The organism is Pseudomonas sp. Z3-6 (assembly GCF_051131985.1).
Taxonomy (GTDB): Bacteria; Pseudomonadota; Gammaproteobacteria; order Pseudomonadales; family Pseudomonadaceae; genus Aquipseudomonas; species Aquipseudomonas zanjanensis.
In genome coordinates, this window is sequence record NZ_CP071644.1 from 5,241,661 (window position 1) to 5,268,571 (window position 26,911).

Sequence of the window (26,911 nt, forward strand, 5' to 3'; positions counted from 1 at the left end):
ATAAGCGTTATGAGAAATTCTTCTTAGGTTTTGCGCAGGATGTTCTTAGCTGTGTTGTTACAAGGTTGAAACGGTTTTGATCTTAAATACGTCAATAAATTGGCGACAACGAAGCACTACAGACCTCAGGAGATGCACCCCATGCGCGTTCTAACCCCCCTCTGCAGCGCGGTTTTGCTGGCCATGGCCTGCTCTTCTCAGGCGCAGGCCATGTCCTTGACCGAAGCGATCCAGAGCACCATCGCGACTCACCCGGAATTGGCACAACGGGTGGACAGCCGCCTGTCGGCCAATGAAGACGTCAAAGTCGCCCGGGGGGGCTTTTTCCCGTCGGTGGATCTCAATGCCGGTTATGGCCGTGGCTACAGCGACAACACCAACACCCGGGCGCAGGGCAACCACCACACCAATATCCTGACCTACACCCAATCGGAACTGCGCCTGCGGCAGATGATCTTCGACGGGTTCAACACCGCCAATGAAGTGCAGCGCACCCAGGGCGTGGTCAATTCCCGGGCCTATTACGCCCAGGGCACCGCCCAGGATCTGGCACTGCGCACCATCGAGGTCTACCTGGAAGTGCTCAAGCGTCGCGAACTGGTGACCTTGGCCAAGAACAACCTGCAGGCGCACCTGCGGGTCAACGACCAGATCGGCCTGCGCACCGAGCGAGGGGTGGGCAGTACGGCCGACTCCGACCAGTCCAACGCCCGTCGGGCCCTGGCGGAAAACAACTTCGACACCGCCCAGGTCGACCTGGCTGACGCCGAGGCGAACTTCTACAGCGTGGTCGGGCGCATGCCCGATGAACTGGAAGCACCGCCCTCGACCAAAGGCGAGCTTCCCGCCGACCTGCGCGAAGCCCAGCAAAGCATGGTGGACAACAACCCGTACCTGAAATCGGCCCAGGCCGACATCCAGTCAGCCGAAAGCCAATATGAAGTGGCAAAGTCGCCGTTCTATCCGCGCTTTGACGCCGAGGCGGCAGTGGGCGCCAACAACAACATCGGTGGCGAAGAAGGCCACGACAACAACTGGCGGCTGGGCGTGGTGATGAACTACAACCTGTTCCGCGGTGGCAGCGACAAGGCGCGGCTGGCGTCCAACGCCCACCAGATCAACCAGGCCATGGACATCCGCAACAATGCCCTGCGCCAGCTCAACGAAGACACGCGCCTGGCCTGGAACGCCATGCTCAACGCCCGCAAGCAGACCCCGACCGCCCGCGAATACGCCGACACCACCGCCCGTGTGCGCGCCGCCTACCAGGATCAGTTCGGCCTCGGCCAGCGCACCCTGCTCGACCTGCTCGACAGCGAAAACGAGTTGTACAACGCCAACCGTCGCTACACCGAAGTGCGTTACACCGAGGAATACTCGATGTACCGGGTGCTGGCGAACATGGGCCTGTTGTTGCAAAAACAACGGATCGTGCTGCCGGCCGACGCGGTGGCGCAGACCGAAGTCAAGAACCAGGCACGGTTGCCGGAACTGAAGTAATCCAGTGGGAGCGATCAATGTGACCAGCATGGAACCCGCAACCCCCGGCGCCGATCCGCGCCTGAATTTCGATGATCCCTTGCTGGACGGCCTGTTGATCCTCTGCAAACTCCATGGCGCGACGGCCAGTCGCGCCAGCCTCAGCGCCGGGCTTCCTATGGCGCACCAACGCTTGAGCCTGGACCTGCTGCCCCGCGCAGCGGCCCGGGCGGGCTTGCAGGCGCGACTGTTGCGGCGTGAGCTGGCGGACATCTCAGCCCTGAACCTGCCGGTGATGCTGATCCTGGCGGGGGGCCGCTGCGCCGTATTGCGGCGCTGGGGCGAGGATGGCAAAGCGCTGATCCTCCCCAGCGAAGCCGATGGCGGTGAACAATGGGTCAGCCGCGAGGAACTGACCACCGATTACAGCGGCCAGGCGCTATTCGCCCGGCCGCGCCATGAACTCGAAGACTTGCGCGCCCCGCTGGTGCCGCGGGTCGAGGCGTGGTTCCGCGACACCCTGAAGCTGTCGCGCTGGCTGTACAGCGACGCGATCCTGGCGAGTTTCCTGATCAACCTGCTGGGCCTGATGGTGCCGCTGTTCGTGATGCAGACCTACGACCGCGTGGTGCCGAACCAGGCCACGCCGACCTTATGGGTGCTGGCCGTGGGGCTGCTGATCGGCACCGGTTTCGAACTGGTGCTGCGGGTGGTGCGCGCCCATCTGCTGGACACCGCCGGCAAGAAAACCGACGTGATTCTCTCCGCGACTTTGTTCGAACGCATCACTGGCATGGCGATGAAGGCCAAACCGGTGACCATCGGCGGCTTCGCCCAGAGCATCCACGACTTCCAGGGCCTGCGCGAATTCCTCACGGCGGTGACGCTCACCAGCCTCATCGACCTGCCCTTCGCCCTGCTGATGCTGGTGGTGATCGGCCTGCTGGGCGGCTGGCTGGTGGTGATTCCCGTGATCGCATTTCCGATCACCATTGTCTTCGCCATGATCATCCAGGCACGCCTGCGCGACACCGTGCAAAAAAGCCTGGCCCTCGGCGCCCAGCGCCAGGCCCTGCTGATCGAAACCCTCGGCGGCCTGGAAACCCTCAAGGCTTGCAGCGCCGAAAGCGAGCGCCAGCACCAATGGGAAAGCACCCACGGCGCCCTCACCCGCCTGGACAGCCATGCGCGCAACCTCTCGGCACTGGCGACCAACGGCACCTTGTTCCTGCAACAACTGGCGGGCATGGCGACCATCGTCGCCGGGGTCTACAGCATCATTGCCGGCAATCTCAGCGTCGGCGCGCTGGTGGCGACCTACATGCTCGGCAGCCGCGTACTGGCCCCGCTCGGGCAGATCGCCGGGCTGATCACCCGCTATCAGCAAGCCCAGCTCACCATGCGCAGCACCGATGCCCTGATGGCCTTGCCCCAGGAGCGTGACGCCAAGCAGCGCCCCCTTGAGCGCACCCAATTGCAGGGCGCGCTGGACGTCAGCGGCGTGACGTTCCACTACAACGGCCAGAGCGCCCCGGCACTGGCCAATATCAGTTTCAGCCTCAAGCCCGGCGAACGGGTCGGGATCATCGGCCGCAGTGGCTCGGGCAAGAGCACCCTGGCGCGCCTGGTGATGGGTTTCTATGCACCGGAGGAAGGCCAGTTGCTGCTCGACGGCCTGGACTTGCGGCAACTGGACGTCGCCGACCTGCGCCAACAGATCGGCTACGTCGCCCATGACCTGCCGCTGCTGGCCGGCAGCCTGCGGGACAACCTCACCCTCGGTGCGCGCTACATCAGCGACGCGCGCATGCTGGAAGTGGCGGAACTGACTGGTGTCACCGAACTGGCGCGCCAGCATCCCCAAGGTTTCGACCGCCCGGTGGGCGAGCGCGGACAACTGCTGTCCGGCGGCCAGCGCCAGGCTGTGCTGCTGGCCCGGGCCTTGTTGCTCGACCCGCCGATCCTGCTGCTGGACGAACCCACCAGCGCCATGGACAACAGCAGCGAAGACGTCTTGCGGCAGAAGCTTCATACCCACGTGCAGGGCAAGACCGTGCTGCTGGTCACCCACCGCACCTCGATGCTGAGCCTGGTGGACCGCTTGGTCGTGCTGGATAACGGCCGGATCGTGGCGGACGGGCCGAAGGACGCGGTGATCGATGCGCTGCGCAAGGGACGGGTGGGCTCCGCGGCGGTTTAGAGGCCGACACATACCCCTGTGGCGAGGGAGCTTGCTCCCGCTGGGCTGCGAAGCAGCCCCAAGGGCCATTCCCCCGGTTGTATCAGGCGGACCGCGCCGGCAGGTTTTGCGACGGCTTCGCCGCCGAGCGGGAGCAAGCTCCCTCGCCACAAAAAGCAGCACCCAGCTCTTTTACTTAAAAGCAGCACCCAGCTCTTTTCATTTAACCAACGGGTACCGCCCCATGTCTGCTCAAACGCCGGATTCAGCCGCCCGAAGCTACTTCGGCAGTTTCAGCAAAAGCGCCGAAAGCGAGTTCATGCCGGAAACCGCCGGCGCCACGCTGCAGGATTCTCCCCGGCGCTCGCGGGTTACCGTGTGGCTGGCCGCCGGGTTGATCGTCACCGGGTTGGTCTGGGCGAAGTTTGCGGTCTTGCAGGAAGTCACCACCGGCGAAGGCAAGGCGATTCCGTCGAGCAAGATCCAGGTGATCCAGAACCTGGAGGGCGGCATCGTCACCGAGATTTTCGTGCGCGAAGGCCAGATGGTAAACAAGGGCGACACCCTGCTGCGCCTCGACGATACGCGGTTCCTGTCGAACAAGGGCGAGAGCGAGGCTGACCGCTATGCCCTGACCGCCCAGGTCGAGCGCCTGTCGGCCGAAGCTGAAGGGCGGCCCTTCGCGCTCTCGGCAGAGGTCACCGCCAAGGCCCCGCAAGTGGCCGAGGACGAACGCTCGCTGTATGAACAACGCCAGCGACGCCTGGCCAGCGAACAACGGACCCTGACCGAACAGCTGCGGCAGAAGACCCAGGAACTGGCGGAGTTTCGTTCCAAGCAAGGCCAGTTCAGCTCCGCCCTGGCCTTGCTGCAAGAAGAAATGAACATGTCCGCGCCGCTGGTGCGCACCGGGGCGGTATCGCCGGTGGAGATCCTGCGGCTCAAGCGCAGCGCGGTGGAAATCCGCGGCTCGCTCAACGCCACCACCCTGGCCATTCCCCGGGCCGAATCGGCGATCAACGAGATCAAGAGCAAGATCGACGAATCGGAACAGACCTTCCGTTCCGAGGCGGCCAAGGACCTCAACGAGAAACGCACCGAACTGTCGAAGATCACCGCCTCAAGCATCGCCATCGACGACCGCGTGACCCGCACCACCGTGGTCTCGCCGGTGCATGGGGTGATCAAGCAATTGAAGGTCAATACCATCGGCGGCGTGGTGCAGCCGGGCAACGACATGGTGGAAATCGTGCCCCTGGAAGACAACCTGCTGATCGAAGCCAAGGTCCGCCCCCAGGACGTGGCGTTCCTGCACCCTGGCCAGAAAGCCATGGTCAAGTTCAGCGCCTACGACTACACGATCTATGGCGGGCTCAGCGCCAAGCTCGAACTGATCGGTGCCGACACCATCACCGACGACAAGGGCAACAGTTTCTATTTGATCCAGGTGCGGACCGATAAAAACCACTTGGGCGGCGATGCCAAGCCGTTGCTGATCATTCCGGGGATGGTGGCGACGGTGGACATCATCACTGGGGAGAAAAGTGTGTTGGATTACTTGCTCAAGCCGGTGTTGAAGGCGCGGACCGAGGCGATGCGCGAGCGCTGATTTCTGCTGAGATATGCGGTGATTGAGAGGCCGCCTTCGCGAGCAAGCCCGCTCCCACAATGGATCTGCGGCGAACACAAATTTTGCGGCCACAGGCGATCAAATGTGGGAGCGGGCTTGCTCGCGAAGGCGCCGGCAAAGACAACCATTATTTCCCAGCATGATTACGCCGAAACGTCTCCTCCCCCATCGCCGCAATCTGCCCCTCGATCAACGCCTCGAACGGCCGTAGCAACGGCTCGAAACTCACCGGCGCCTCAAGCACTTGCAACGCCTGGACAATCGCCTCCACCGTCGACAACGCCCCCGGCCCCGGTGCCTTGCGCAAGCGATAACGGGACACCCCACCGTTAGCCAACGTCACCCTCGGCAACGCCGCCAGCAGCGGATTGAGGTGCAGCAGTTTTCTCGCCTTGCGCCAGGTGCCATCGGGAACGACCAACAGCAGCGGCTCATCGGACGGCCCGTAGGTTTGCAGCGGCTGCGCGTCGTCAGCGGGAAACAACAACCGCGCCTGATAACCCGCCTGGTTGAGCAACCGGGGCAGATCCTCGAACACCTCGCCCACGATCAGCTCGGCATTGCGCAGCCCCAAGGCAGCCAGCCGGGCAGTGTTCAAGGCGTGGTTCACTTCGCTCGGATGTTGCAACAGCAAGACCCGGGTGCGGCTGTCGAGGTTGGGGATCAACGGGCACAGGCAATGGCTTTGCGGTCGTTGGCAGCGCGGGCATTGGATTCTGGACATGATCAGGCCTGGTTCAGTTGAGCTTTGAGCAAATCACGGAAGGTCTGGATCAGCGGCTCGCGGCTGCGGCCACGGCGCACGATCATCGAAAACGGCGCCTGATAACCGAAGGTCGCCGGCAACAGCACGCGCAAGTCGCCCTTGTCGACCCAAGCCTGGGCATAGTGCTCAGGCAAATAACCGACGTAGGCACCGGACAACACCAGGATCAACTGCGCTTCCATGCTCTCGACCGTCGCCGCACTGTGCTTGAAGCCATGACGAGCCAGCTCGGCTTGGCTCCAGTAACCGCGTCCGACCATGCGCTGCTGGGTGATGACCTGTTCGGGGATGCGCCGCTCGTTGAACAGCGGGTGGCGATTGCTGCAATACAACCAGTGCTGCTCGCGGTACAACGGCATGTAGACCAACCCGCTCATGCGCGTGGAAAACGCACCGATGGCCAGGTCCAGGCGGTTGTCCTGCACACCGAGTTGCAGCTCGTAAGGGCTCAGGACCGACAGGTGCAAATGCACCGCCGGATGCTCCTGGCTGTAGGCACCGATGGCTTCGGCGAATGGCAAGGCCGTGTCGCTCACTGTCGAGTCGATCACCCCCAGGTTCAGCGTGCCGCGCAGTTCCCCCTTGAGCGCGGCGGCGTACTGTTCGAAGCCTTCGAGCTCGCCCAGCAGGCGCAGGGTTTCCTGATGGAACAACTCGCCCTTGCTGGTCAGGCTGAACCCGCCCCGGCCGCGATGACAGAGGACCAGGCCCAGGGCCGATTCCAGCTGGCTCATATAAGTGCTGATGGCCGAGGTGGAGAGGTTGAGCTCGTGCTGGGCATTGGCGAACCCCTGATGCCGGACCACGCTGACGAAAATGCGCAGCAGTTTCAGGTCGGGTAGAGCGTTGGCCATTGGGTGTCTCCGGATCACACATAAACAGAACTTGTCGCGCTTTTGTGGCGAGGGAGCTTGCTCCCGCTCGGCTGCGAAGCAGTCGTAAAACCTGCCCACGCGATCTACCTGAAACACCGAGGTGACTGGTTTTGGGGCTGCTTCGCAGCCCAGCGGGAGCAAGCTCCCTCGCCACCAGGGTAATCGTCTGCCCCAGGATTGCGCTGCTGCGGAGTCTATCGCCCCGCCCACCATTAGTTTAGAAAAATCTGAACTAAGTATTTGCCGCCAGCGATTCTTCACGACAGCGGCTTTTCGCAGAATCGGCCCCTGATAAATAAAACAACGATGAGGCCCTACCCGTGGACAAGATTCTTCACCAACCACTGGGCGGCAACGAAATGCCGCGCTTCGGCGGCATCGCCACCATGATGCGACTTCCCCATTTGCAAACCGCTGCCGGCCTGGACGCTGCTTTCGTCGGCGTGCCGCTGGACATCGGCACCTCCCTGCGCGCCGGCACCCGTTTCGGGCCGCGGGAGATTCGCGCCGAATCCGTGATGATCCGCCCCTACAACATGGCCACCGGCGCCGCACCGTTCGACTCGCTGTCAGTGGCGGACATCGGTGACGTGGCGATCAACACCTTCAACCTGCTGGACGCGGTGCGGATCATCGAAGAGTCGTACCACAAGATCCTCGAACACAACGTCATCCCCCTGACCCTGGGCGGCGACCACACCATCACCCTGCCGATACTGCGAGCCATCCACAAGAAACACGGCAAGGTCGGCCTGGTGCACATCGACGCCCATGCCGATGTGAACGACCACATGTTCGGCGAGAAAATCGCCCACGGCACCACTTTCCGCCGCGCCGTGGAAGAAGGCCTGCTCGATTGCGACCGCGTGGTGCAGATCGGCCTGCGGGCCCAGGGCTACACGGCCGATGATTTCAACTGGAGCCGCAACCAGGGCTTTCGCGTGGTCCAGGCCGAAGAGTGCTGGCACAAATCCCTGGCACCGTTGATGGCTGAGGTGCGTGAGAAGGTCGGCGGCGGCCCGGTGTACCTGAGTTTCGACATCGACGGTATCGACCCGGCCTGGGCGCCAGGCACCGGCACCCCGGAAATCGGTGGCCTGACCACCATCCAGGCGATCGAAATCATCCGTGGCTGCCAGGGCCTCGACCTGGTCGGTTGCGATCTGGTAGAAGTCTCGCCGCCGTACGACACCACCGGCAACACCTCGCTGCTGGGCGCCAATCTGCTGTACGAGATGCTCTGCGTACTGCCTGGCGTGGTTCATCGCTGAGGCGCCGTCATGAGCCATCGAGACCAAGTTCTCAAGGCCGCCGCTGAACTGGTGTCGGCCTTCGCCCGCAACGATCGCGAGGCTTACTTCGGTGCGTTCAGCACCGATGCGAGCTTCGTGTTCCACACCTTCGAACAGCCTCTACTGTCACGCGAGGCCTACCAGGCCTTGTGGGACCGCTGGCGGTCCGAGGATGGCTTCGAGGTGCTGAGCTGCACCTCGAACAACGCCTTCGTCAGCCTGCAAGGGGACGTGGCGATTTTCATCCATGACGTGGCCACCGAGCTGCGCATGCAAGGGGAGCTTCACATTAGCCAGGAGCGCGAAACCATTGTGTTTCGCCAAGAACAACAAGGCCTATGGCTGGCCTGTCATGAACATTTGTCCGCAATGCCGGAAGGGCTGCCACCCCCTTAGCCACAGGCGACATTCACAACGATGAATGCGCCTCGATGATCGGAGCAGATCATGAATAACAATAACGATAAAAGCCTTACGCAGATTGAAACCAACGGGGTCGAACGGATCCCGGACCACGAACGCACCGCAGGCACAGGCGACCTGTTTCGCCTGATCTTCGGCGGCGCCAATACCTTTGCCACCGCCGTGCTCGGCAGTTTTCCGGTGCTGTTCGGCCTGTCGTTCCAGGCCGGGGTCTGGGCGATTGTGCTGGGCGTGTTGGTGGGTTCGGTCATTCTCGCGCCGATGGGCCTGTTCGGTCCGCTCAACGGCACCAACAACGCGGTGTCATCCGGTGCGCACTTCGGCGTGCACGGGCGAATCGTCGGCTCGTTCCTCTCGTTGCTGACCGCCATCGCGTTTTTCTCACTGTCGGTGTGGAGTTCGGGCGATGCATTGATCGGCGGCGCCAAGCGGCTGATCGGCGTGCCGGAAACCGACTTGAGCCTGGGCCTGGCCTACGGCCTGTTCGCCCTGCTGGTGTTGACCGTGTGCATCTACGGCTTCCGCTTCATGCTGTGGGTCAACCGCATCGCCGTGTGGGCCGCCAGCTTGCTGTTCCTGCTCGGCATTTTCGCCTTCGCACCGACCTTTGACAGCCAGTTCGCCGGCACGGTCAGCCTTGGCCAGCCGGGCTTCTACGCCGCCTTCATCGGCGCGGCGCTGGTGGCCATGAGCAACCCGATTTCCTTCGGTGCGTTCCTCGGTGACTGGTCGCGCTACATCCCGCGCAACACGCCCAAGCGCCGCATCATGCTGGCGGTGATCGCGGCGCAACTGGCGACATTGATCCCGTTCCTGTTCGGCCTCGCCACCGCCACCATCGTGGCGATCAAGGCGCCGGACTACATCGCGGCCAATAACTACGTGGGCGGGCTGCTGGCGGTGTCGCCGGGGTGGTTCTTCCTGCCGGTGTGCCTGATCTCGGTGATCGGCGGCATGTCCACCGGCACCACGTCGCTATATGGCACCGGGCTGGACATGTCCAGCGTGTTTCCACGGCTGCTGTCGCGGGTCAAGGCGACGCTGCTGATCGGCGTGCTGTCGATTGCCTTCATCTTCATCGGGCGCTTCGCGGCGAACCTGGTGCAGAGCGTGTCGACCTTCGCGGTGCTGATCATCACCTGCACCACACCCTGGATGGTGATCATGATCATCGGCCTGCTGGTGCGCCGCGGCTTCTACTGCCCGGACGACCTGCAAGTGTTCACCCGCGGCGAAACCGGCGGGCGCTACTGGTTCAGCCACGGCTGGAACTGGCGCGGCCTGGGGGCGTGGATCCCCAGCGCGCTGGTGGGGTTGTGCTTCGTCAACCTGCCAGGGCAGTTCGTCGGGCCGCTGGGGGAACTGGCAGGCGGGATCGACATCAGCCTGCCGGTGACCCTGGGCCTGGCCTCGGTGGTGTACCTGGCGTTGTTGGGGCTGTTTCCAGAGCCGGCGGCGGTGTATGGGCCGCAAGATCCGCGGGGCACAGCGCCGCTTGCTAAATCAGAGCTCCGGCAGACCGCCTGACTGAAAAATACCCGTGGCGAGGGAGCTTGCTCCCGCTGGGCTGCGCAGCAGCCCCCCAAGTTTCTGAACCGATAAGCGACGACTGCTGCGCAGTCGAGCGGGAGCAAGCTCCCTCGCCACAAAGACTCGTTCGACAGGGACAGCAGCACTTCGTCCCGTACATAAAAAAGACAATCGGAGACACGCCATCATGGCTTTGGATTTAATCGTCGTTCTCATCTACGCCGCCGGCATGATCGCCCTCGGCTGGTACGGCATGCGCCGCGCCAAGACCCGTGACGACTACCTGGTCGCCGGGCGCAACCTCGGCCCGGGCTTCTACTTGGGCACCATGGCCGCCACCGTGCTGGGCGGTGCATCCACCATCGGCACCGTGCGCCTGGGCTACGTCTACGGCATTTCCGGATTCTGGTTGTGCGGCGCCATCGGCCTGGGCATCGTCGGCCTGAGCCTGTTCCTCGCCAAGCCGCTGCTCAAACTGAAGATCTACACCGTGACCCAAGTGCTGGAGCGCCGCTACAATCCGGCCGCGCGCCAAGCCAGTGCGCTGATCATGCTGGTGTATGCGCTGATGATCGGCGCCACCTCGACCATCGCCATCGGCACCGTGATGCAAGTGCTGTTCGGCCTGCCGTTCTGGATGTCGATCCTGGTGGGCGGTGGCGTGGTGGTGCTGTATTCCACCATCGGCGGCATGTGGTCGCTGACCCTCACCGACATTGTGCAATTCCTGATCATGACCATTGGCCTGGTGTTCCTGCTGATGCCAATGTCCATCGGCGATGCCGGCGGCTGGGACGCGATGGTGGCGGCCTTGCCGGCCAGCTACTTCGATTTCACCGCGATTGGCTGGGACACCATCCTCACCTACTTCCTGATCTACTTTTTCGGCATCTTCATCGGCCAGGACATCTGGCAGCGGGTGTTCACCGCCCGCAGCGAAGGCGTGGCCAAAGTGGCCGGCACCGCCGCCGGCCTGTACTGCGTGCTGTACGGCCTGGCTGGGGCGCTGATCGGAATGGCGGCAAAGGTGCTGCTGCCGGATCTGGAAAACGTCAACAACGCCTTCGCCAGCGTGGTGCAGACCAGCCTGCCCAATGGCATTCGTGGATTGGTGATCGCTGCGGCCCTGGCGGCCTTGATGTCCACCGCCGCGGCGGGCCTGCTCGCCGCGTCCACCACGGTGGTCCAGGATCTGCTGCCTCGCCTGCGTCATGGCCGTGAGAGTGGCAGCGGCGACGTCCACGAAAACCGCATCGCCACCCTGCTGATGGGGGCGGTGGTCCTGGTGATCGCCCTGGTGGTCAGCGACGTCATCAGCGCCCTCACCCTGGCCTACAACCTGTTGGTGGGCGGCATGCTGATCCCGCTGATCGGCGCCATCTACTGGAAACGCGCCACCACCGCTGGCGCGATCACCAGCATGTCGCTGGGCTTCTTGACCGCGCTGTTCTTCATGTTCAAGGATGGCCTGGATGCGAACACACCGATCTACTACAGCCTGAGCGTGGCGCTGGTGAGTTTCGTGCTGGTGAGCTTGCTGTCGCCCAGGTCGAATGTGGTGGCCAAGGCGGTTTGATCGAGCACTGAGCGGTGGTTTTCTTCGAGGGGTGTGGCGCCGATGGCCACGCCCTTTTTTGCCTCTGTGGCGAGGGAGCTTGCTCCCGCTGGACTGCGAAGCAGGCCCCAGCGTCCTGTCTGCCGCACTGCGGTGATGGATACATCTTGGGGCTGCTACGCAGCCCAGCGGGAGCAAGCTCCCTCGCCACAGGGGTTCGCGCCACCAATAAAAAAGATCGCAGTTCCGGGCCATCTCGATCGAGATGGTCCGGAACTGCGATCTCTCCAAATTCCTGGTGTATTTACCGGCGGCGCGGCTGGCGGCGGCGTTGCTCGTCATCGGTGCGGATCGGTACCGGTTGCATCGGCGGCTCGATCAGGCCAAGCGCGACACCCAAGTCGTGAAGCCAGTTCTGGATTTTCTCTTTCATCGTGGTGCCCCCTCAGGGTGGTGCGAGCGGCAGATTTCTGTGGCCCCTTCGCACTGATAATAGTCCGATGTGCTACGCAATGCTCGTCTCAGTTTGCAATGATCTGTTACTGAATTGATCCAAATCCACCTCCCGGAGTTCAAGCCGATTGCGCCGTGATCATTGGCGCTCGCGGCCACGCCTGTTGTTGCAATTCAATCCAGGCATTCAAGTTGGCCCCGACCATGCCTTTACGCCACATCAGCCAAGTGGTGGCGCTGGCAAACGGCTCGGCCAGCGGATGCACCGTCACCCGCTCGCGGCCCGGCAGGCTGGCCAGCATCGACTCGGACATCAACGCCACGCCGGATCCGGCGATCACACACGCCAGCATCCCCTGGTAAGACTCGATTTCCATCGCCCGGCCCATGGTCGCGTGATCATGGGCAAACCAGGCTTCCAAGCGCATCCGGTACGAGCAGCCACGGCGGAACGTGAACACCGCGCGGCCCTGCACATCCAGCGCACTGCGCACCGGCGGGTGATCGGCCTCGGTGATCAGCACCAACCGTTCGTCGCACAGCGGCACGCCATCCAGCCCCGCCAGCTCCAGCGGGCCGTCCACCAACGCCGCATCGAGCCGATTGGTGAGCAGGCCTTCAAACAGTTCACCACTGGGCCCCGACTGCACTTGCAGATTCACCGCTGGATACCTCCGGTGATACGCCGCCAGCAGGTCCGGCAAATGCGTCGCCGCCGTGCTGTACATCGTTCCCAGCAGGAAATCCCCGGCCGGCTGTCCGCCCTGCACCGCTGCGTGGGCTTCGTCGTGCAAGGCGAAGAGCTTGGTTGCATAGTCCAGCAGGACTTTTCCTGCCGGTGACAACTGCAAGCGCTGACGCTCTCTTAGGAAAAGGTCTACGCCCAACTGCTCTTCGAGCTGCTTAAGCCGGGTCGACAGGTTCGAGGGCACCCGGTGCAAGCGCTCCGCAGCCCGGGTGATCGAACCTTCCTCGGCCACGGCCTGGAAAATCCTTAACTGGCTGAACTCCACGACCTTCTCCAAAAAAGAACAAGTTACTCACTATTATTCATTTTTAATGAAAGTCAATCAGTCCTAGCCTGACGGTCATTCGCCCCGACACCCGGAGAACGACCATGTCACCATTAATTCGCCTGCTTGGCAGTTTCATCGCCCTGATGATGGCCATGGGTATCGGCCGCTTCGCCCTCACACCGCAGTTACCTCATTTGATCGGCGAAGGTCAGGTCGACTTGACCGCCGCCGGTCTGATTGCCGCCGCCAACTACCTGGGTTATTTCCTCGGCGCGCTGGACGCCATGTTCGCCCGGCGCCCGGAACAGGTGCGGCGGCGGTTGCTCGGCGGCCTATGGCTGTGCGTGCTCCTGACCCTGGCGTCGTTCTGGGCATGGGGCTTCTGGCCGCACCTGGCATTGCGCTTCGGCACCGGCGTGGCGAGCGCCTGGGTGATGGTGATGATCACCGCCCTGAGCCAACCCTTGGCTGCGGCGACGGGACGGCCGCGGCTCGGCGCCCTGGTGTTTGCCGGCCCTGGGTTGGGGATTTTCCTGACAGGTTTGTTGGCGTTGGGCTCGAACCTGCTGGACCAGACCTCCGCAACCCTGTGGCTGGCGTACGCCGGCGTAGCGCTGGCGATGTTGCTGGTGATTCTGCCGATCCTGCCGCAACCCGCCGCAACCGCGACCGTTGTCGCGCCAGTCACCTCCTCGCCGAATCGTGGCATCGCTCGATTGGGCGTGGTGTATGCCTTGTACGGCGTGGGCTACATCATTCCGGCCACGTTCCTGTCACAAATGGCCTCGGCGCAGTTCCACGGACAATGGCTGGCGGACCTGTTCTGGCCCTGCTTCGGCCTGGCCGCCGCCATCGGCGTGTTGCTGGTCAGCTTGCGGCGGCCGAACCCGAACAGCACCGGTCGCTGGCTGATCGGTACGCTCTGGCTGCAAGCCGCCGGGGTGTTTGCCTGCCTGCTGGGCAGTGGGCCGGGGCTGGCGCTGGGGGTGATCCTATGTGGTGCGCCATTCCTGGCCTGCATGCAGCTGGTGATGCTGCGCTCCCGGGAACTGGCCCCCCACGCCACCCAGCGCAACGCCGGCCTGCTGACCGCCTGCTTTGCCGTGGGTCAGCTCAGCGGGCCGTTGCTGGCAGCGCTGAGCAGTCATTTCAGCGGCGGCCTGCAACCGGCGCTGATCATTGCCGGCAGCGGCCTGCTGTTGGCTGGCGGCCTGTTGTTGCGGCCCGCCAGCCGGGGCGCGGTGGGCCCTTGCGCCCAGACCGCCCTGCGTTGATCAGGCCTGGCCGGCCGGACTGAACGCTTTGCTCGATTGCGCGGTCGGCTCTCGTAGGGCCAAGGCGAAATACAACACCCCGCCGAGGAAACAACCGGTGAACCAGGCGAAGTTGGCCATCGGTTGCAGCAGCGGCGTGAAGGTGATTGCCACACCCATCAAGGTCGCCGGGATCAGCGCCTTGACCGCTGTCCAGTTGATACCGCCGCTGTAGTAATAGCGTCCGCTCGGCCCGTCATTGAACAGCGCATCGACGTCAATCTGCTGTTTTTTGATCAGGTAGTAATCCACCAGCAGGATCCCGAACAGCGGGCCGATGAACGCCGCCAGCACGTCCAGGGTGTAGTGGATCACTTCGGGGTTGTTGAACAGGTTCCACGGCGTGATGAAAATCGACGCCACCGCCGCAATCATGCCACCGGCGCGCCAACTGATCTTGCTCGGCGCGACGTTGGCAAAGTCGAACGCCGGGGACACAAAGTTGGCGACAATGTTGATGCCAATGGTGGCGGTCACGAAGGCAAAGGCACCCAGCAGGACGGCCACGTCGTTGTCGATGCGCGCCACGGTGGCAATCGGGTCGTGGAGCATTTCACCGAACACCGGCAAGGTCCCGGAAACAATCACCACGGTGACCAGGGAAAACGCCAGGAAATTCACCGGCAGCCCCCAGAAATTGCCCCGGCGCACGTCAGACATGCTCCGGCAGTAACGGCTGAAATCACCGAAATTCAGGGTGGGCCCGGAAAAGTACGACACCACCAGGGCCGTCGCCACGATCACTTGTCCGAACGCTTGCCAGCCAGACAACGACTTTTCCGCCAGGGTGAAGCTGATGTTGCTCCAACCGGCCTTCCACACGATCCAACCGGCCAACAGGAACATTACGGCATACACCACCGGTCCGGCCCAGTCGATGAAACGCCGGATCGACTCCATGCCGGTCCAGAACACCAGCGCCTGGACGAACCATAAGCTGAGGAAACCGAACCAGCCCAGGTAGGACAAACCGGCAAAATGCGGCGTCGCGTAGACTTCCATCGAAGGAAAAAACCGCAGCACCACGATGATCAGCGCACTGGACGCCAGGTACGTCTGAATCCCGTACCAGGCTACGGCGATCAAGCCGCGAATGACCGCTGGAATATTCGCCCCGAACACGCCGAACGCCAGCCTGCAAATAACGGGATAAGGCACTGCCGCCTGTTGGCTCGGCCTGGCGACCAGGTTGGCGATCAACTGCACGATGCAGATCCCGCCGAGCAACGCGATCAGCACCTGCCAACTCGCCAGGCCCAAGGCGAACAGGCTGGCGGCGAACACATAGCCGCCGACGCTGTGCACATCACTCATCCAGAACGCGAAGATGTTGTACCAATTCCATTTCTGCGGCAGCGGGCCCAGGTCCTGGTTATAGAGGCGGGGGCTGTAGCCGTTGGGCAATTGCTCGGACATTGCGGGGCTCCTTTTGAGTACCGCCGTGCCCCCGTATCGACCTGCTCACCATACTGCGCACGGGAGCCGGCATGGTTTGTATACGCGTTGCTACGCAGAATGCGTGCCATAGGCGTGGAATGTTAGACAAACCGGGGTGTGGAGCGGGGGTTAAGGTCGAGCAGGAGCAGGCATGCGCCCACGAACAGGGCGTGAATGCATGCTAAAGGTGCAGGAGTTTGTATACAGAGATGAGCACCCGTGGCGAGGGAGCTTGCTCCCGCTGGGCTGCGAAGCAGCCCCAAAAATGATTTTTAACCACAGTACGTCAGGAAGAACGCCGGGGCCCGCTGCGCAGGCCAGCGGGAGCAAGCTCCCTCGCCACAAGGTCACGAGCCACTGGATCATTGATCACAAGGTTCACAAGCCCCGGATTCTGCGTTCGAATCAGCTCAATTCAATGCGATCCGCATGAATGACAATCTGCCCATTCTTGTACAGCGCGCCAATGGCCTTCTTGAAGTTGCCCTTGCTCACGCCGAACAGGCTGCTGATCAGCGCCGGGTCGCTCTTGTCGCTGACCGCCAGGGTGCCGTTGTTCTCACGCAACTTGGCGAGGATCTTGGCGTTGAGGCTGGTGGCGGCCTCCTGGCCAACGGGCTGCAGGCTCAGGCTGATCTTGCCGTCCGGACGGATTTCCTTGATGAAGCCCTTTTCCTGTTTGCCGGCGCGCATGAACTTGAAGATTTCGTTCTTGTGGATCAGGCCCCAGTGCTTGTTATTGATGATCGCCTTGAACCCCATGTCGGTGGCTTCGGCGACCAGCAAATCCACTTCCTGGCCCGGCGTGTAGTTGGCCGGGGTCTTGTCCAGATAACGATCCAGGCGCGCCGTGGCGGTGATGCGGCGGGTGTGCTTGTCGAGGTAGACGTGCACCACGCAGTATTCGCCGGCGGTCATCTGGCGCTTTTCTTCGGAATACGGCAGCAACAGGTCCTTGGGCAGGCCCCAGTCCAGGAACACGCCGATGCTGTTGATCTCAACCACTTTCAGGCTGGCGAATTCACCGACCTGGACCTTGGGTTTTTCCGTGGTAGCGATCAGTTTGTCGTCGCTGTCCAGATAAATGAAAACATTGAGCCAATCTTCATCTTCGCTGGGAATATCCTTGGGAATATATCGATTGGGCAGCAGGATTTCGCCGTCCGCACCACCGTCCAGATATAAACCGAAGTTAGTGTGTTTAACCACTTGCAAACTGTTGTAGCGCCCGACTAAAGCCATTTCCAATACCCTCATTGCGTGGGCGCATTCTACCCGGTTTTACGGTGCGATTCGTGGTCGCCGGCACGGTTTGCCGACAAGGCCCGGCACAACCCTTGATTTTCCTGGGTTTTCACCCGGGCACGGCCATTCGTCAGGCGAGCGGCGGTGCGTACCGCTTGCCATCGGCACACTATTTTTCGCACGGTTGTTATTTAAAACAGGGGCTTAGGGCAGTAATTGACGGATAACCGCGTATTATTCCCGTCACGCCGATGATAATTCAGAAGGATATTTGCCAAGCAATTGTCAAGTATTTCCTGTACGATGCCTGGCCCAATTAATTATCTACAGGTTAATGGCCGTCATGCGCGTAAAAGCATCCAACAGCAAAGCAAAGCCAGCTCCAGCCGTTGAAACCAGCGAGTCGATCAACGACCAGATCGCTGCGTTCCTCAAGTCCGGCGGCGAGATCCAGCAAATTGCCAAAGGCGTCAGCGGCCAGACATTCGGCCCGTCCAAGCAGATCAGCCTGGGCAAGAAGTAACCTGCGCGTCACCTGGTCCCAAAGCGCTTTGAGCTTCGAAGCGCTTGGACTGGAACCTTTCCCGCCCCTTCCATTTCCCAAAAATCGACGAACGGCCTTCGCTGCCGAGTATTCGCCGGTATGCTTGCACCTCTCTAGCCCAAGCGTTTCAGCTTAGTTCCTGCTCCTCGCTATTTCATGGAGTGAAGCATGCGCATCCCTATTGTCCTGCTGATGATCAGCCTACTGTCCTGTTCTCTCGCTCATGGGCAGGTGTTCCAGCGCGAACTCGGCGACTTCGACCTCAAGCTCGGCACCACTCCCAGCCGCAGCATGGCCCAGGGCCTGGTCACGCCGTCGAGCACCGGTTCGTTCCATGGTGGCCTTGACCTGAGCCACGACAGCGGCTGGTACGTCGGCCAGTGGTCCCCCAGCGCCGGCCTGACATCGTCCGCCAACCTTGAGGTCGATTCCTACATAGGCTTTAAACAACCCTTCGACCAGACCCTGGGCTACGAAGTCGGCCTGATCCACTACAGCTACCCCACCGTCGATACCCTCGACAGCCAGGAGTTCTATGGCGGCCTGACCGTGCTGGGCAGCCGCTTCGGCGCGGCCCTGAGCAACGATCCGGACAAGCAGAACAGCACGTTATTTGCGGATCTGGGCGGCAATGTGCCGTTCGGCATTGGCATCAGCGCCAAATACACCACCCACCAACTCAATACGCCGGTCTCGGTCGAGAACGGTTCTGTAGGCAGTTTCAGCGACTGGTCACTGAAAATTTCCCGCCCCTGGATGGGCATCGACCTGGACCTGATCTACAGCGACTCAAGCCTCAGCGGCAGCAGCTGCTCGGCGTACTCTGGCCACAACAGCGAATGCGACAGCCTGCTGACCCTCAAGATGGCCCACCCTTTTTACTAAGCGTTACGCATTAATCAGCTGAACTGCTGCGCGCCTGCCATGCTCAAACAAAGCACTTACGCATTCGCAAGGACTCGCTCATGTCGCGCTGGTTAACACGCACCGCCATGTTCATCGCCATGCTCTTCGTGCTCACCGCTTGCAGCCGCGTCGGGCTGGCGTACCGCAACCTCGACCTGATCATCCCCTGGACCCTCAACGACTACCTGGACATCAAAGGCGAGCAAAAAGACTGGTTCAACGAACGCCTCAAGGACCACCTGACCTGGCACTGCACCACTCAGTTACCCGGCTACCTCGACTGGCTGGATCGCCTCAAGACCATGGTGCAGACCAACCAGGTCACCGACGAAGCGCTACAACAGCGCACCCGGGAAGCCAAGGCCGCCATCGCCGAAACCGCCCGGGCAATCACCCCCTCTGCCATCGAACTGCTGCAAGGCCTGAGCGACGACCAAGTTGCCGACATGGACACCGCCTTCGTCAAGGACCAGCGCAAACGCCAGCAGCAATACCTCAAGCCGACGCTGCAGGAGCAGATCCAGCAACGCAGCGAACGCATGGTCAAACGCCTGGACGACTGGCTCGGCCCGCTCAACGACGCCCAGCGCCAACGGGTGATGGCCTGGTCCACCGCCCTCGGCGACCAGAACCAGCAATGGATCGCCAACCGCGCCCACTGGCAAAACCAGTTCAGCGAAGCCGTGGCCCAACGCCACAGCCCGGACTTCCCCAAACGCATCGAGCAGCTACTCGTCGACCGCGAAAGCCTCTGGACCCCAGCCTACCGCGAGGCCTTCAGCAAAACCGAAGCCCAGGCCCGCAGCCTGCTGGTGGACCTGATGGCCGAAAGCACCCCGCCCCAGCGCGAACAGCTGTTGAAGAAAATCGACGGGGTGAAGAAAGATTTCACTGATTTGAAGTGCCTGAAGGCAGCACAGCCCTGAGACCAGCAAAAATCCAATGTGGAGTGAAAAACAAATGTGGGAGCGGGCTTGCTCGCTCCCACAAAAATCTGCTCTCGGCGCTAGGCAATCTGCGCCTTCGAAGCCACTTCATCAAACGTAAACTCATCCAGCGCGTCTTCCTGCTCATCCAACACCTCGCGTGGATGATCATTGCCCGGAATGCTGCTGTCGATCAGGCTCAACAACCGCGAGCCACGCGGCGTCAGCACAAAATTCTCGCCGTTGCCGCCCTCTTCCTCCGGCCGCGGCTCGATATAGCCACGCTCCAGCAGTAACTTTTCATACTCCCCGGCGACTGCTTTCAAATGATCGAGGTTCTCGATTTCCCCGCCTTCAGCCGCTTTCGCCGCCGCGTACTCCTCCGCATAAACCCGAGGAGCAAAACTGTGGCCAGCGCCGTTCTGCACTTCGTGCAACAACCGTTCGATCAAGTCCCAGTTATAAGTCGTCATCCTGGTCCATCCTCTAAAGAGTGAGATGCCTACCTAGGTTGTGACCGAGGCGCCACGCCACCGTTCAGCCGGGTTGGCGGACGGCCCATCCCGCCAGCCGACCAACGGCCTGTCGAATTTACCCCAGGCCAAACGACCAATGAGTGAAGCGCCGACTTGAGCAACTGCCTACAGGAGAAATCACCATGAACGTAGAGAATCATCCAGTCGTCTCGCGGGAAGAATGGCTCGCCGCCCGTCGCCAGCACCTGGCCCACGAAAAAGCCTTCACCCGCGAACGGGACAAACTCAGCGCCGAACGCCGCACCCTGCCCTGGGTCAAAATCGACAAACCCTACCGCTTCCAAGGCCCCCACGGCGAACTAAGCCTGGCCGACCTGTTCGGCGGCCGCAGCCAACTGATCATCTACCACTTCATGTTCGGCCCCGGCTGGGCAGAAGGCTGCCAGGGCTGCTCCTTCCTCTCCGACCACATCGACGGCGCCAACCAACACCTGGCCCACCACGACGTGGCCGTGGTCGCCGTCTCCCGCGCGCCCTTCGCCGAATTCCAACCGTTCAAACGCCGCATGGGCTGGTCCTTCGACTGGGTCTCGTCGGAAGGCTGCGACTTCAACTACGACTTCGGCGTCAGCTTCGAAGCCGAAGACACCGCCGCTGGAAAAACCACCTACAACTACGAAAAAACCGACACCACCGAAGGCGAACTCCCCGGCCTGAGCGTCTTCTATCGCAACGAAGCCGGCGACATCTTCCACACCTACTCCACGTACGCCCGTGGCCTCGACATCCTGGTCGGCACCTACAACTACCTCGACCTGACGCCCAAGGGCCGCAATGAAGAGGAAATCATGGACTGGGTGCGGCACCACGATAAATACGAAGAGGCCAAGCCGCGTGGTTGCTGCCACAGCTGATACGTCAGCCCGCCCAGTCGAGCGCGAGCCCTGTGGCTAGGGAGCTTGCGCCCGCTCGACTGGGCAGTGGTCGCCTTCTGTGCCTGCCAGCGTAGATAGCGGGTAATGGAAGGATGGGAAACTGAGAGTCCTGCTTCCATACCAGAACCGGACCAGACCACGATTAAAAAGACAGGCCGATCTCGATGAGTCCGCCTCAAATCCCCTTGCCCTGCGCCACCCACAGATCGTAAACATCCTGCATGGCTAGCCAACTCTCCGGCGAGCGGCCAAGCGCTACAGACAGCCGCAGCGCCATTTCGGGCGTCACGCGGCTGGAGCCCTTCAAGACACGGCTCAGTGTTGAGGGGGTTATCCCGAGCTTTTCTGCCAGTTCAAGGCCGCTGATGCCGTTCGGATCCAAGTAAGTCTTGGAAATGAACTCCCCGGGATGGGGAGGGTTGTACATGGTAATCAGCACAGCGCGGCGGAAGAAATCCTCACCGAGCGGGGGTATATCGCTGGTATCGATGTCCGAGTCGTCCAACTTGACCAAGCGCTCCCAATCGGTTTTCGATATTTCCGACATAACGTATGCCTCCTGCTTAGTGGCTATTCGGGCGCAGATATGCAGATCCCATCGTCTCGCCATCCGGTGTAACCAACCACGCCAACCACACACTGATCAGGCCGATGGTTCGACGCGGCGCACCTCTGAACCAAAGACTACTGTCGAAACCGTCCTTCTGAAATCAGACGCATCCCGTCTAAAAGTACGAAGGATCCCCCTTGAAGGTAGAAACCTCCTACGAAACGGACAGATGACAAACAGCTCGGAGGGGAAGAAACGAAGACTTATTCGCATCACAATGAACACATAAGAGACCAAACCCTACGGCGACTGATGTAGATACCCCCCCAAATCGAACACCGTCCCGTGGCGAGGGAGCTTGCTCCCGCTCGACTGCGCAGCAGTCGCCTGCTTTGCCTGAGCTAAAGCCGACAACGGCCAGGCCAAAGGTCCTACATGAAGCTCGGAAAGCGGTGTCTTGTGGCCCAAGAGCGAATCGCCCTATAGTCCCTCGGCGCCCAAAAAGGCAGCCGGGTTTGGCGACCCGATCTACAGAGAGACTCATCAACTTTCGAGGCTCTGCTTATGACCAGATACATGCCCATCACCGGAATCGACTGCACCCCAGCCACCCTGCTCATCGACACCGAAGCCCCACTCGACGTCCTCTTCGAAACCGCCGATTACCGCATCCGCACCGTGACCCAACTGCTGGAAAACATCGCGTTCCGTTCGGATATCAGCTCCGATACGGTGGTGCTTTCGGACTTTTGCAAGATGCTGACGATTGCGTTGCGCGATGGGTGTGATGTGATGGATGTGATTGGGAGACGGTTGCGGGCGCAAGCTGGTGAGTAACGAAAACGGGCGTCCTTTGGGTCGCCCGTTTTTCACATACGCGGAGAGCAAAATGATTGAGACCTTTACAGAATTTGACCCCGCAGAATATCTCAGCACACCAGAGGCCATTGCGGAGTTTATGAGAGATGCCCGGGAAACCGACAATACAAGCTACATCGCCAAAGCGATGGAAGTATTCGCACGCGCCAAGAAGAGGCCGAATTGTCTAGGGAATGACCCATGCGAAAGCGAGCTTTCCTACCAGCAACGAATCAACATGCTGGCGAGAAAACTCGCAGATCGGGACTCTTGGGTACAAACCAAATTTTACATCTAAAACCTACACAGATATGTGGTCCGTCCCTGAGGAGCCGTACTCCAAGGCCAGTCTTTTTCATTTTTTGCAGCTACATCAGCTAATTAGTCGTTAAGTAAGCACCATTAAAATCTGTCCCCTTTTTCTATGCCTTGTCCCTCATGCGAAGCGATTTAGCAAATACTCCCTATATCTCTCCGGTGAAGCATCGATCAAATCAGAAACATTTCGCCCATCGCCCGAGTACACATCCACTACCGACTCAACGAAGTAATACTGCTCTCCAGGCAACTCACTTAACACCCCACGATTCGACTCAAAGAACTCAACCATCTCATCAACTGTTTTATTTCGAGCAAGATAGCGAGCTATCTCCTCATATGCAGATATAAACAGATTATTCTCTACGACCCCTTGAACACCGTCAAACTCCTCAAGAATCTCAGATAACTCTCCATCTGAAAAAAAACGCAACGAAATCAACCAATTCACAAAATCATAAAATATCTTAGCGCTTGAGTGCATCATTTAAATCCTCTAATAACTCACGAGCACACTCAACATCTCTCCGAGAGCTTGGATAAATCAAAAAATCCGCCCCCTTTTTCCGTCCCCTTTTTCCATTTTAAACAAATCACCATGTTGGCGAGCAACCCCACAGATCGGGACTCTTAGGTACAAACCGAGTTCTACATCTAAAGCCTACACTGATATGTGCTCTGTCCCTGAAAAAGCGCTGAAAAAGCGTAGGTCAGGGTCAGTCTTTTTAAATTTCACTTTGAAAAAAACGAACTCGCAATTAACTCACTGATCTCCTGCGACCTTTCGGGAGAACGATCCAAAAACTTATCGCAAGCAAGCTTCAACCATTTACAAAAAACTTCCTCACTCACAATTACTGAATTATCTTCATCCGAAGGATACCCGTACGAAAATCTTACGCCTTCGAAGTGATCCTCCTGAAAATAACTGTTCATATCCGGAAAATCACAGTGAGCACCGTCTGTACCAAACCCCCATCGCTTAACAAGACACCCTATAGCTTTAACAAACAGACCATCATCATGCAAAACATCAAAATAAGCCTTTATAACCCAGCTTGGGTCTAGAGGATCATAAGGCTGTCCAAATAACTCATTCAAAACACACTCCTTACTCATCTTGGGTGAAAGTTACGTACTGTGCCTGTAGTAGGATCTAGATAAACTCGCCCAAAAGGCGGGTGAGGACATGTTCGATCCCTCGAGTGGAAAGTGACATCAAAATAGTGGCGCGATATTAATGAGCCATCATTTTGACGTCAACTAAATGGGTTTGGCTTTGAGGCTATTCCTAGAACCATTCATCTGAAATCAGAGGGTTCCGGTAGGGGGGTACGAAAGGTCCTGGGCAAGATTGGAAATCGCCTACAAAACGAACATGCAGCGTGGCAGGCGGGTTTCGCCCATAAAAAAACCGGACCCAAAGTCCGGTTTTTTATTGAAAGCGTGTTGCTTCTGCTTCAGGCAGCAGAGTGGTCCCCGTTTGCGACCTTCCCTGCTCGAGGTGTTTGGCTGCTACTTGCCCATACTCTCCACCACATCCTTATTCTGAAAACCCAAAGAATATTTCAGGGCCCGTGCATTCATGGTTTTAGGATCTGGCAAGCCTACGGTTTCGGGGTTCGAAAAGCCGGTGGGGCGAGCGGAGCTACCAATATTGATCGCATCAAACAGGAAGCTGAAACCTTGCTTCAATTGGCTCTGGGCAATGCCGTGACACCCCATGCAACCGCCCATGGTCAGGGTGCTTTTCGTGCTGTGGTCATAATCGGGCACCCTGATGTTCAGGAAGTCGCGAGTATTGGTCAGGACGCTGTCCTCTGGAATGGGAAATGAGTTGCTACCGCGAAACAGCTGGATCCCCGGCTGGCTGCTCTCGACCATGATATTGGCCAAGTAGTAATCCGGGTCGGTTTGCTCGCTAGAAGGGATAGCCTGCACCCCTTTAAGTTTGTAATGCTTCCAGACCGAACTGGTGAATTCGCTGCTCCCGTTCATCAGCGCTTTGACCTGATCGTTGACCGCAGCGACTTCGTTAAAGACGGTTTGCGGTTGCACTACAGCAATCGGACCGGCCTGCCCCTCAGGGATCCCCTTGGTGCCGGAGTAGATTTGCGGATTAACGCTCGATTTTACGAAATCCTCTCTGGGCAGGGTAACCGTATGGGTTGTGTTGCCATCAGAGAAGGTCGCGACCGGTGGATTAGGCGCTACTGCTGAGGAGGAGGGATAGTCAATCTTGTTGTAATTGGCGATGTAGTAGAGACCTGTCGGTTTGCCGTCACTTGTCAGGGCATCTTCGTGCTCGAACGTGGCGAAGATGAAGGTCGGGTAGTTGGGCGTCTTATGGATAATGTGCAAGGCGACCAAAGCGTAGTCTTCATTGTATGCGATCGGCTTTGCGTCGGTGCCCCGATAGGTCACCACAGTTGCCGTGTGGTAGCGCGATTGATTCGGTACTGGAATGTCTGCCAGCTTGCGCCATGCCGCCTTGACCTCCACCGCGCCGTCGGGCAAGACGATATTGGTTTCAGGATAGCTCGTCAGCTTCCGAGCATACTCATAGATGACTGGATTCGCCTTGGCCTCAAACAATATCTGGCTGTCCTTTGAAGGCGCGTAGTCCCCGGTTGGGTCGTCTTTTGTCTTCGCTGGATAGGGGGGATCTACCGGGAAAAATATCGCGTTTTGCCCTATCTGGGTCGCCTCATCCAAATTGTTGTAATGAGCATAGGTAGCGCCCGACGCCAAAGGCGCCCCCTGGGGGAACTCGATATAACTGTATTGCGGGTCAGAACCAAACGGACGCGTAGGCCCGCCTACGCCGTTTTTATTGATTGCCGGAAACAACTCGGTACGGTGCGCGAAGGTTTGCCATAACAACGGGCTGGGAGATTTTGAGACTTTGCCCGAATCAGCAAAACTGCTGGCGGGATTGCCGACGCCGCGGTTAGCGGGCAATGGTGCCGCAGCCGTGTTGTTGAGGGCGAAGAAGCTGCGCCAGGCGAACGTTGCGTAATCGGTATGGCTGAGGCCTGTGGCCAGATCGGCCGGCAGTTTCGGGTTGCGCGTGGTTAGATCGCTTGTGGTAATGGCGTAGGAAACGCCCAATCCCGAGGGGTAGGCGGAACGTCCGGGAAAAGCGAAATAGGGCGCCCATTCAAGTCCATTGATTGAACCGGTTGGACCGGTTGAAGCGGTGGAATAATAAACATTGGGGCCACTGCTGATGAACAACCGTTCATTGACCATCGTGGCACTGTTCAGGGAACTCTTGTCAGGTATACCCTTCAGGCCCTGCTTCGTGCCCCAGTTCCCACCCCGGTCATAAGTACGCTCGAACAGCCCGCCGTTAAAAAAGCTGTAATAGACCCTTAAATCACCGTTGTAGACGACAGGTACCAGATTCACGATCGTGTCGGGACCTTCCTGGAATGCAGTTTTTTCCGTGCTCCACTTAAGGCCGTCGTAGGTCACGTAGTAAACAGCCTTGCCACTGTTTTCGTTGTACAAGACGAACAACTGACCGTTGTACACGACGGCTTTGTTATTAAGCGCAGTATGGATTGTATTGACCGACTCAACAGCGGACCAATTGATGCCATCGTCGGAATTGATGGTCTTTAACTGTTGGCGCGGGGAGTCGGCAAAAGTCAGTATCAGTTTTTGCTGGAAGACGGTGACCGAGACGCCACTGTAGATGTTACCGACCGGGATGGGCTTCGGTGCGGACCAGACTTTTCCCTCTACTGAAGAAGAGAAATAAATATTCTTTTGATCATTGTTGCTGGCCCAGAACATGTAGACCTTGCCCTTGAACGACTGCACCACGGGGACAAAGTACGATGAACTGTAGCGCACCACGCTCGTTGAAGACGGCTTGCCACTGACGTCATCCGGGTTATCGAAGACATTCACTTCGATCCCTACGCCTTGTTGCGGCGTCGCGACAATCACGCTTTCCGCATAGCCTGAGGAGACAATAAATAAACCACACAGACACAACATCAGCCGACCGAGTATTGTTCTAAGGCTCATAGCTTTCATTCCTTGAGTGAGTGACTACCCAGGCCGCACGTGTCCCTGGGTAGTTATTCCATTGCTAAAGCATGATCTGCACCGACAGCGACGTGTTCAGGCTCAACCGTTTCTGGAGTCTCCTCCGTTGTTATTCAAGGACAATGCATAGGGTTGGAAGGCATCGA

25 protein-coding genes are annotated in these 26,911 nt (G+C 59.7%); 14 read left to right on the forward strand and 11 right to left on the reverse strand.

All coding sequences use genetic code 11. The features are described 5' to 3' along the window. Positions 1–141: 141 nt before the first annotated feature. The 3 genes from J3P88_RS22615 to J3P88_RS22625 all read left to right on the forward strand — a co-directional run bounded on the left by J3P88_RS22615 (position 142) and on the right by J3P88_RS22625 (position 5,267). Entirely contained in the window at positions 142–1,500 is a 1,359-nt protein-coding gene (locus J3P88_RS22615) for a TolC family outer membrane protein (protein ID WP_186704625.1), read from the forward strand. Positions 1,501–1,519: 19 nt separating this feature from the next. Continuing rightward, entirely contained in the window at positions 1,520–3,679 is a 2,160-nt protein-coding gene (locus J3P88_RS22620; protein ID WP_434571720.1) for a type I secretion system permease/ATPase, read from the forward strand. A 223-nt stretch (positions 3,680–3,902) separates the two neighbouring features. Further along, complete coding sequence (locus tag J3P88_RS22625; protein ID WP_186704623.1) at positions 3,903–5,267, forward strand: HlyD family type I secretion periplasmic adaptor subunit; 1,365 nt, start codon at positions 3,903–3,905, stop codon at positions 5,265–5,267. 148 nt (positions 5,268–5,415) lie between these two features. Here J3P88_RS22625 and J3P88_RS22630 read toward each other — a convergent pair whose 3' ends face one another. Beyond that, on the reverse strand, positions 5,416–6,012 hold the full coding sequence (locus tag J3P88_RS22630) for a tRNA-uridine aminocarboxypropyltransferase (RefSeq protein ID WP_434571722.1): 597 nt from the start codon (positions 6,010–6,012) through the stop codon (positions 5,416–5,418). Positions 6,013–6,014: 2 nt separating this feature from the next. Next, positions 6,015–6,908 carry a LysR family transcriptional regulator gene (locus J3P88_RS22635; RefSeq protein ID WP_186704621.1) on the reverse strand — a complete coding sequence of 298 codons (894 nt, stop codon included), beginning with the start codon at positions 6,906–6,908 and terminating at the stop codon, positions 6,015–6,017. Positions 6,909–7,249: 341 nt separating this feature from the next. Here J3P88_RS22635 and speB point away from each other — a divergent pair, with 341 nt between their 5' ends. From speB to J3P88_RS22655, 4 genes are all read left to right on the forward strand, one after another. Beyond that, complete coding sequence (gene speB / locus J3P88_RS22640) at positions 7,250–8,200, forward strand: agmatinase (RefSeq protein ID WP_434571724.1); 951 nt, start codon at positions 7,250–7,252, stop codon at positions 8,198–8,200. Positions 8,201–8,209: 9 nt separating this feature from the next. After that, complete coding sequence (locus J3P88_RS22645) at positions 8,210–8,617, forward strand: YybH family protein (RefSeq protein ID WP_434571726.1); 408 nt, start codon at positions 8,210–8,212, stop codon at positions 8,615–8,617. 48 nt (positions 8,618–8,665) lie between these two features. Then, positions 8,666–10,171 carry a purine-cytosine permease family protein gene (locus J3P88_RS22650; protein ID WP_434576588.1) on the forward strand — a complete coding sequence of 502 codons (1,506 nt, stop codon included), beginning with the start codon at positions 8,666–8,668 and terminating at the stop codon, positions 10,169–10,171. A gap of 190 nt (positions 10,172–10,361) precedes the next feature. Further along, complete coding sequence (locus J3P88_RS22655) at positions 10,362–11,750, forward strand: sodium:solute symporter (RefSeq protein ID WP_434571728.1); 1,389 nt, start codon at positions 10,362–10,364, stop codon at positions 11,748–11,750. Positions 11,751–12,033: 283 nt separating this feature from the next. On the opposite strand, the gene J3P88_RS22660 is transcribed toward J3P88_RS22655, so the two are convergent. Next, positions 12,034–12,162: a PA1414 family protein gene (locus J3P88_RS22660; protein ID WP_003198971.1), complete on the reverse strand. Its 129-nt coding sequence runs from the start codon at positions 12,160–12,162 to the stop codon at positions 12,034–12,036. Positions 12,163–12,301: 139 nt separating this feature from the next. After that, positions 12,302–13,195, reverse strand: a complete 894-nt coding sequence (ptrR, locus tag J3P88_RS22665) for a putrescine utilization regulator PtrR (protein WP_186704617.1) — start codon at positions 13,193–13,195, stop codon at positions 12,302–12,304. A gap of 104 nt (positions 13,196–13,299) precedes the next feature. On the opposite strand from ptrR, the gene J3P88_RS22670 reads away from it, so the two are divergent. After that, positions 13,300–14,472 carry an MFS transporter gene (locus J3P88_RS22670; protein WP_434571730.1) on the forward strand — a complete coding sequence of 391 codons (1,173 nt, stop codon included), beginning with the start codon at positions 13,300–13,302 and terminating at the stop codon, positions 14,470–14,472. Here the strand turns inward: J3P88_RS22670 and J3P88_RS22675 are convergent, their stop codons facing one another. Together J3P88_RS22675 and J3P88_RS22680 are read right to left on the reverse strand one after the other, a co-directional pair. After that, positions 14,473–15,927 (reverse strand): NCS1 family nucleobase:cation symporter-1, encoded by a 1,455-nt coding sequence (locus J3P88_RS22675; RefSeq protein ID WP_434571732.1) that lies wholly within the window; start codon positions 15,925–15,927, stop codon positions 14,473–14,475. Positions 15,928–16,353: 426 nt separating this feature from the next. Then, positions 16,354–17,190 (reverse strand): CvfB family protein, encoded by an 837-nt coding sequence (locus J3P88_RS22680; RefSeq protein ID WP_186704614.1) that lies wholly within the window; start codon positions 17,188–17,190, stop codon positions 16,354–16,356. A gap of 337 nt (positions 17,191–17,527) precedes the next feature. Between J3P88_RS22680 and J3P88_RS22685 the strand changes: the two genes are divergently transcribed. The 3 genes from J3P88_RS22685 to J3P88_RS22695 all read left to right on the forward strand — a co-directional run bounded on the left by J3P88_RS22685 (position 17,528) and on the right by J3P88_RS22695 (position 19,569). Then, positions 17,528–17,716: a hypothetical protein gene (locus J3P88_RS22685; RefSeq protein ID WP_018607615.1), complete on the forward strand. Its 189-nt coding sequence runs from the start codon at positions 17,528–17,530 to the stop codon at positions 17,714–17,716. A 189-nt stretch (positions 17,717–17,905) separates the two neighbouring features. Beyond that, on the forward strand, positions 17,906–18,622 hold the full coding sequence (locus tag J3P88_RS22690; RefSeq protein ID WP_434571734.1) for a TorF family putative porin: 717 nt from the start codon (positions 17,906–17,908) through the stop codon (positions 18,620–18,622). A gap of 80 nt (positions 18,623–18,702) precedes the next feature. Continuing rightward, a complete protein-coding gene (locus J3P88_RS22695; RefSeq protein ID WP_434571736.1) occupies positions 18,703–19,569 on the forward strand; it encodes a DUF6279 family lipoprotein in 867 nt (288 codons plus the stop codon). Positions 19,570–19,649: 80 nt separating this feature from the next. Here the strand turns inward: J3P88_RS22695 and J3P88_RS22700 are convergent, their stop codons facing one another. Next, positions 19,650–20,042, reverse strand: coding sequence for a transcriptional regulator (locus J3P88_RS22700; protein ID WP_411386781.1), 393 nt, complete (start codon positions 20,040–20,042; stop codon positions 19,650–19,652). A gap of 185 nt (positions 20,043–20,227) precedes the next feature. Here J3P88_RS22700 and J3P88_RS22705 point away from each other — a divergent pair, with 185 nt between their 5' ends. After that, entirely contained in the window at positions 20,228–20,959 is a 732-nt protein-coding gene (locus J3P88_RS22705; protein ID WP_434571738.1) for a DUF899 domain-containing protein, read from the forward strand. A 196-nt stretch (positions 20,960–21,155) separates the two neighbouring features. On the opposite strand, the gene J3P88_RS22710 is transcribed toward J3P88_RS22705, so the two are convergent. Beyond that, entirely contained in the window at positions 21,156–21,407 is a 252-nt protein-coding gene (locus J3P88_RS22710) for a HigA family addiction module antitoxin (RefSeq protein WP_434576590.1), read from the reverse strand. A gap of 687 nt (positions 21,408–22,094) precedes the next feature. On the opposite strand from J3P88_RS22710, the gene J3P88_RS22715 reads away from it, so the two are divergent. Both J3P88_RS22715 and J3P88_RS22720 read left to right on the forward strand, forming a co-directional pair. Then, positions 22,095–22,367, forward strand: coding sequence for a hypothetical protein (locus J3P88_RS22715; protein ID WP_434571740.1), 273 nt, complete (start codon positions 22,095–22,097; stop codon positions 22,365–22,367). Positions 22,368–22,419: 52 nt separating this feature from the next. Next, positions 22,420–22,686, forward strand: coding sequence for a DNA-binding protein (locus tag J3P88_RS22720; protein WP_434571742.1), 267 nt, complete (start codon positions 22,420–22,422; stop codon positions 22,684–22,686). Positions 22,687–22,824: 138 nt separating this feature from the next. Here the strand turns inward: J3P88_RS22720 and J3P88_RS22725 are convergent, their stop codons facing one another. From J3P88_RS22725 to J3P88_RS22735, 3 genes are all read right to left on the reverse strand, one after another. Then, positions 22,825–23,193, reverse strand: coding sequence for a hypothetical protein (locus J3P88_RS22725; protein ID WP_434571744.1), 369 nt, complete (start codon positions 23,191–23,193; stop codon positions 22,825–22,827). A gap of 245 nt (positions 23,194–23,438) precedes the next feature. Next, positions 23,439–23,807 (reverse strand): ribonuclease toxin immunity protein CdiI, encoded by a 369-nt coding sequence (cdiI, locus tag J3P88_RS22730; protein WP_434571745.1) that lies wholly within the window; start codon positions 23,805–23,807, stop codon positions 23,439–23,441. Between the two features lie 414 nt (positions 23,808–24,221). Next, positions 24,222–26,744, reverse strand: a complete 2,523-nt coding sequence (locus tag J3P88_RS22735) for a sialidase family protein (protein ID WP_434571747.1) — start codon at positions 26,742–26,744, stop codon at positions 24,222–24,224. Between the last annotated feature and the right edge of the window lie 167 nt (positions 26,745–26,911).

What these genes read in the sequence shown, in the direction of transcription:
- J3P88_RS22630 (WP_434571722.1), bottom strand. Translation starts at nt 6,012, where the DNA reads ATGTCCAGAATCCAATGCCCGCGCTGCCAACGACCGCAAAGCCATTGC.
- J3P88_RS22615 (WP_186704625.1), top strand. Translation starts at nt 142, where the DNA reads ATGCGCGTTCTAACCCCCCTCTGCAGCGCGGTTTTGCTGGCCATGGCC.
- J3P88_RS22635 (WP_186704621.1), bottom strand. Translation starts at nt 6,908, where the DNA reads ATGGCCAACGCTCTACCCGACCTGAAACTGCTGCGCATTTTCGTCAGC.
- J3P88_RS22680 (WP_186704614.1), bottom strand. Translation starts at nt 17,190, where the DNA reads ATGGCTTTAGTCGGGCGCTACAACAGTTTGCAAGTGGTTAAACACACT.
- J3P88_RS22675 (WP_434571732.1), bottom strand. Translation starts at nt 15,927, where the DNA reads ATGTCCGAGCAATTGCCCAACGGCTACAGCCCCCGCCTCTATAACCAG.
- J3P88_RS22705 (WP_434571738.1), top strand. Translation starts at nt 20,228, where the DNA reads ATGAACGTAGAGAATCATCCAGTCGTCTCGCGGGAAGAATGGCTCGCC.
- J3P88_RS22660 (WP_003198971.1), bottom strand. Translation starts at nt 12,162, where the DNA reads ATGAAAGAGAAAATCCAGAACTGGCTTCACGACTTGGGTGTCGCGCTT.
- J3P88_RS22670 (WP_434571730.1), top strand. Translation starts at nt 13,300, where the DNA reads ATGTCACCATTAATTCGCCTGCTTGGCAGTTTCATCGCCCTGATGATG.
- J3P88_RS22645 (WP_434571726.1), top strand. Translation starts at nt 8,210, where the DNA reads ATGAGCCATCGAGACCAAGTTCTCAAGGCCGCCGCTGAACTGGTGTCG.
- J3P88_RS22700 (WP_411386781.1), bottom strand. Translation starts at nt 20,042, where the DNA reads ATGACGACTTATAACTGGGACTTGATCGAACGGTTGTTGCACGAAGTG.
- J3P88_RS22655 (WP_434571728.1), top strand. Translation starts at nt 10,362, where the DNA reads ATGGCTTTGGATTTAATCGTCGTTCTCATCTACGCCGCCGGCATGATC.
- J3P88_RS22625 (WP_186704623.1), top strand. Translation starts at nt 3,903, where the DNA reads ATGTCTGCTCAAACGCCGGATTCAGCCGCCCGAAGCTACTTCGGCAGT.
- J3P88_RS22735 (WP_434571747.1), bottom strand. Translation starts at nt 26,744, where the DNA reads ATGAGCCTTAGAACAATACTCGGTCGGCTGATGTTGTGTCTGTGTGGT.
- J3P88_RS22725 (WP_434571744.1), bottom strand. Translation starts at nt 23,193, where the DNA reads ATGATGCACTCAAGCGCTAAGATATTTTATGATTTTGTGAATTGGTTG.
- J3P88_RS22695 (WP_434571736.1), top strand. Translation starts at nt 18,703, where the DNA reads ATGTCGCGCTGGTTAACACGCACCGCCATGTTCATCGCCATGCTCTTC.
- J3P88_RS22710 (WP_434576590.1), bottom strand. Translation starts at nt 21,407, where the DNA reads ATGTACAACCCTCCCCATCCCGGGGAGTTCATTTCCAAGACTTACTTG.
- J3P88_RS22720 (WP_434571742.1), top strand. Translation starts at nt 22,420, where the DNA reads ATGATTGAGACCTTTACAGAATTTGACCCCGCAGAATATCTCAGCACA.
- J3P88_RS22690 (WP_434571734.1), top strand. Translation starts at nt 17,906, where the DNA reads ATGCGCATCCCTATTGTCCTGCTGATGATCAGCCTACTGTCCTGTTCT.
- J3P88_RS22685 (WP_018607615.1), top strand. Translation starts at nt 17,528, where the DNA reads ATGGCCGTCATGCGCGTAAAAGCATCCAACAGCAAAGCAAAGCCAGCT.
- J3P88_RS22715 (WP_434571740.1), top strand. Translation starts at nt 22,095, where the DNA reads ATGACCAGATACATGCCCATCACCGGAATCGACTGCACCCCAGCCACC.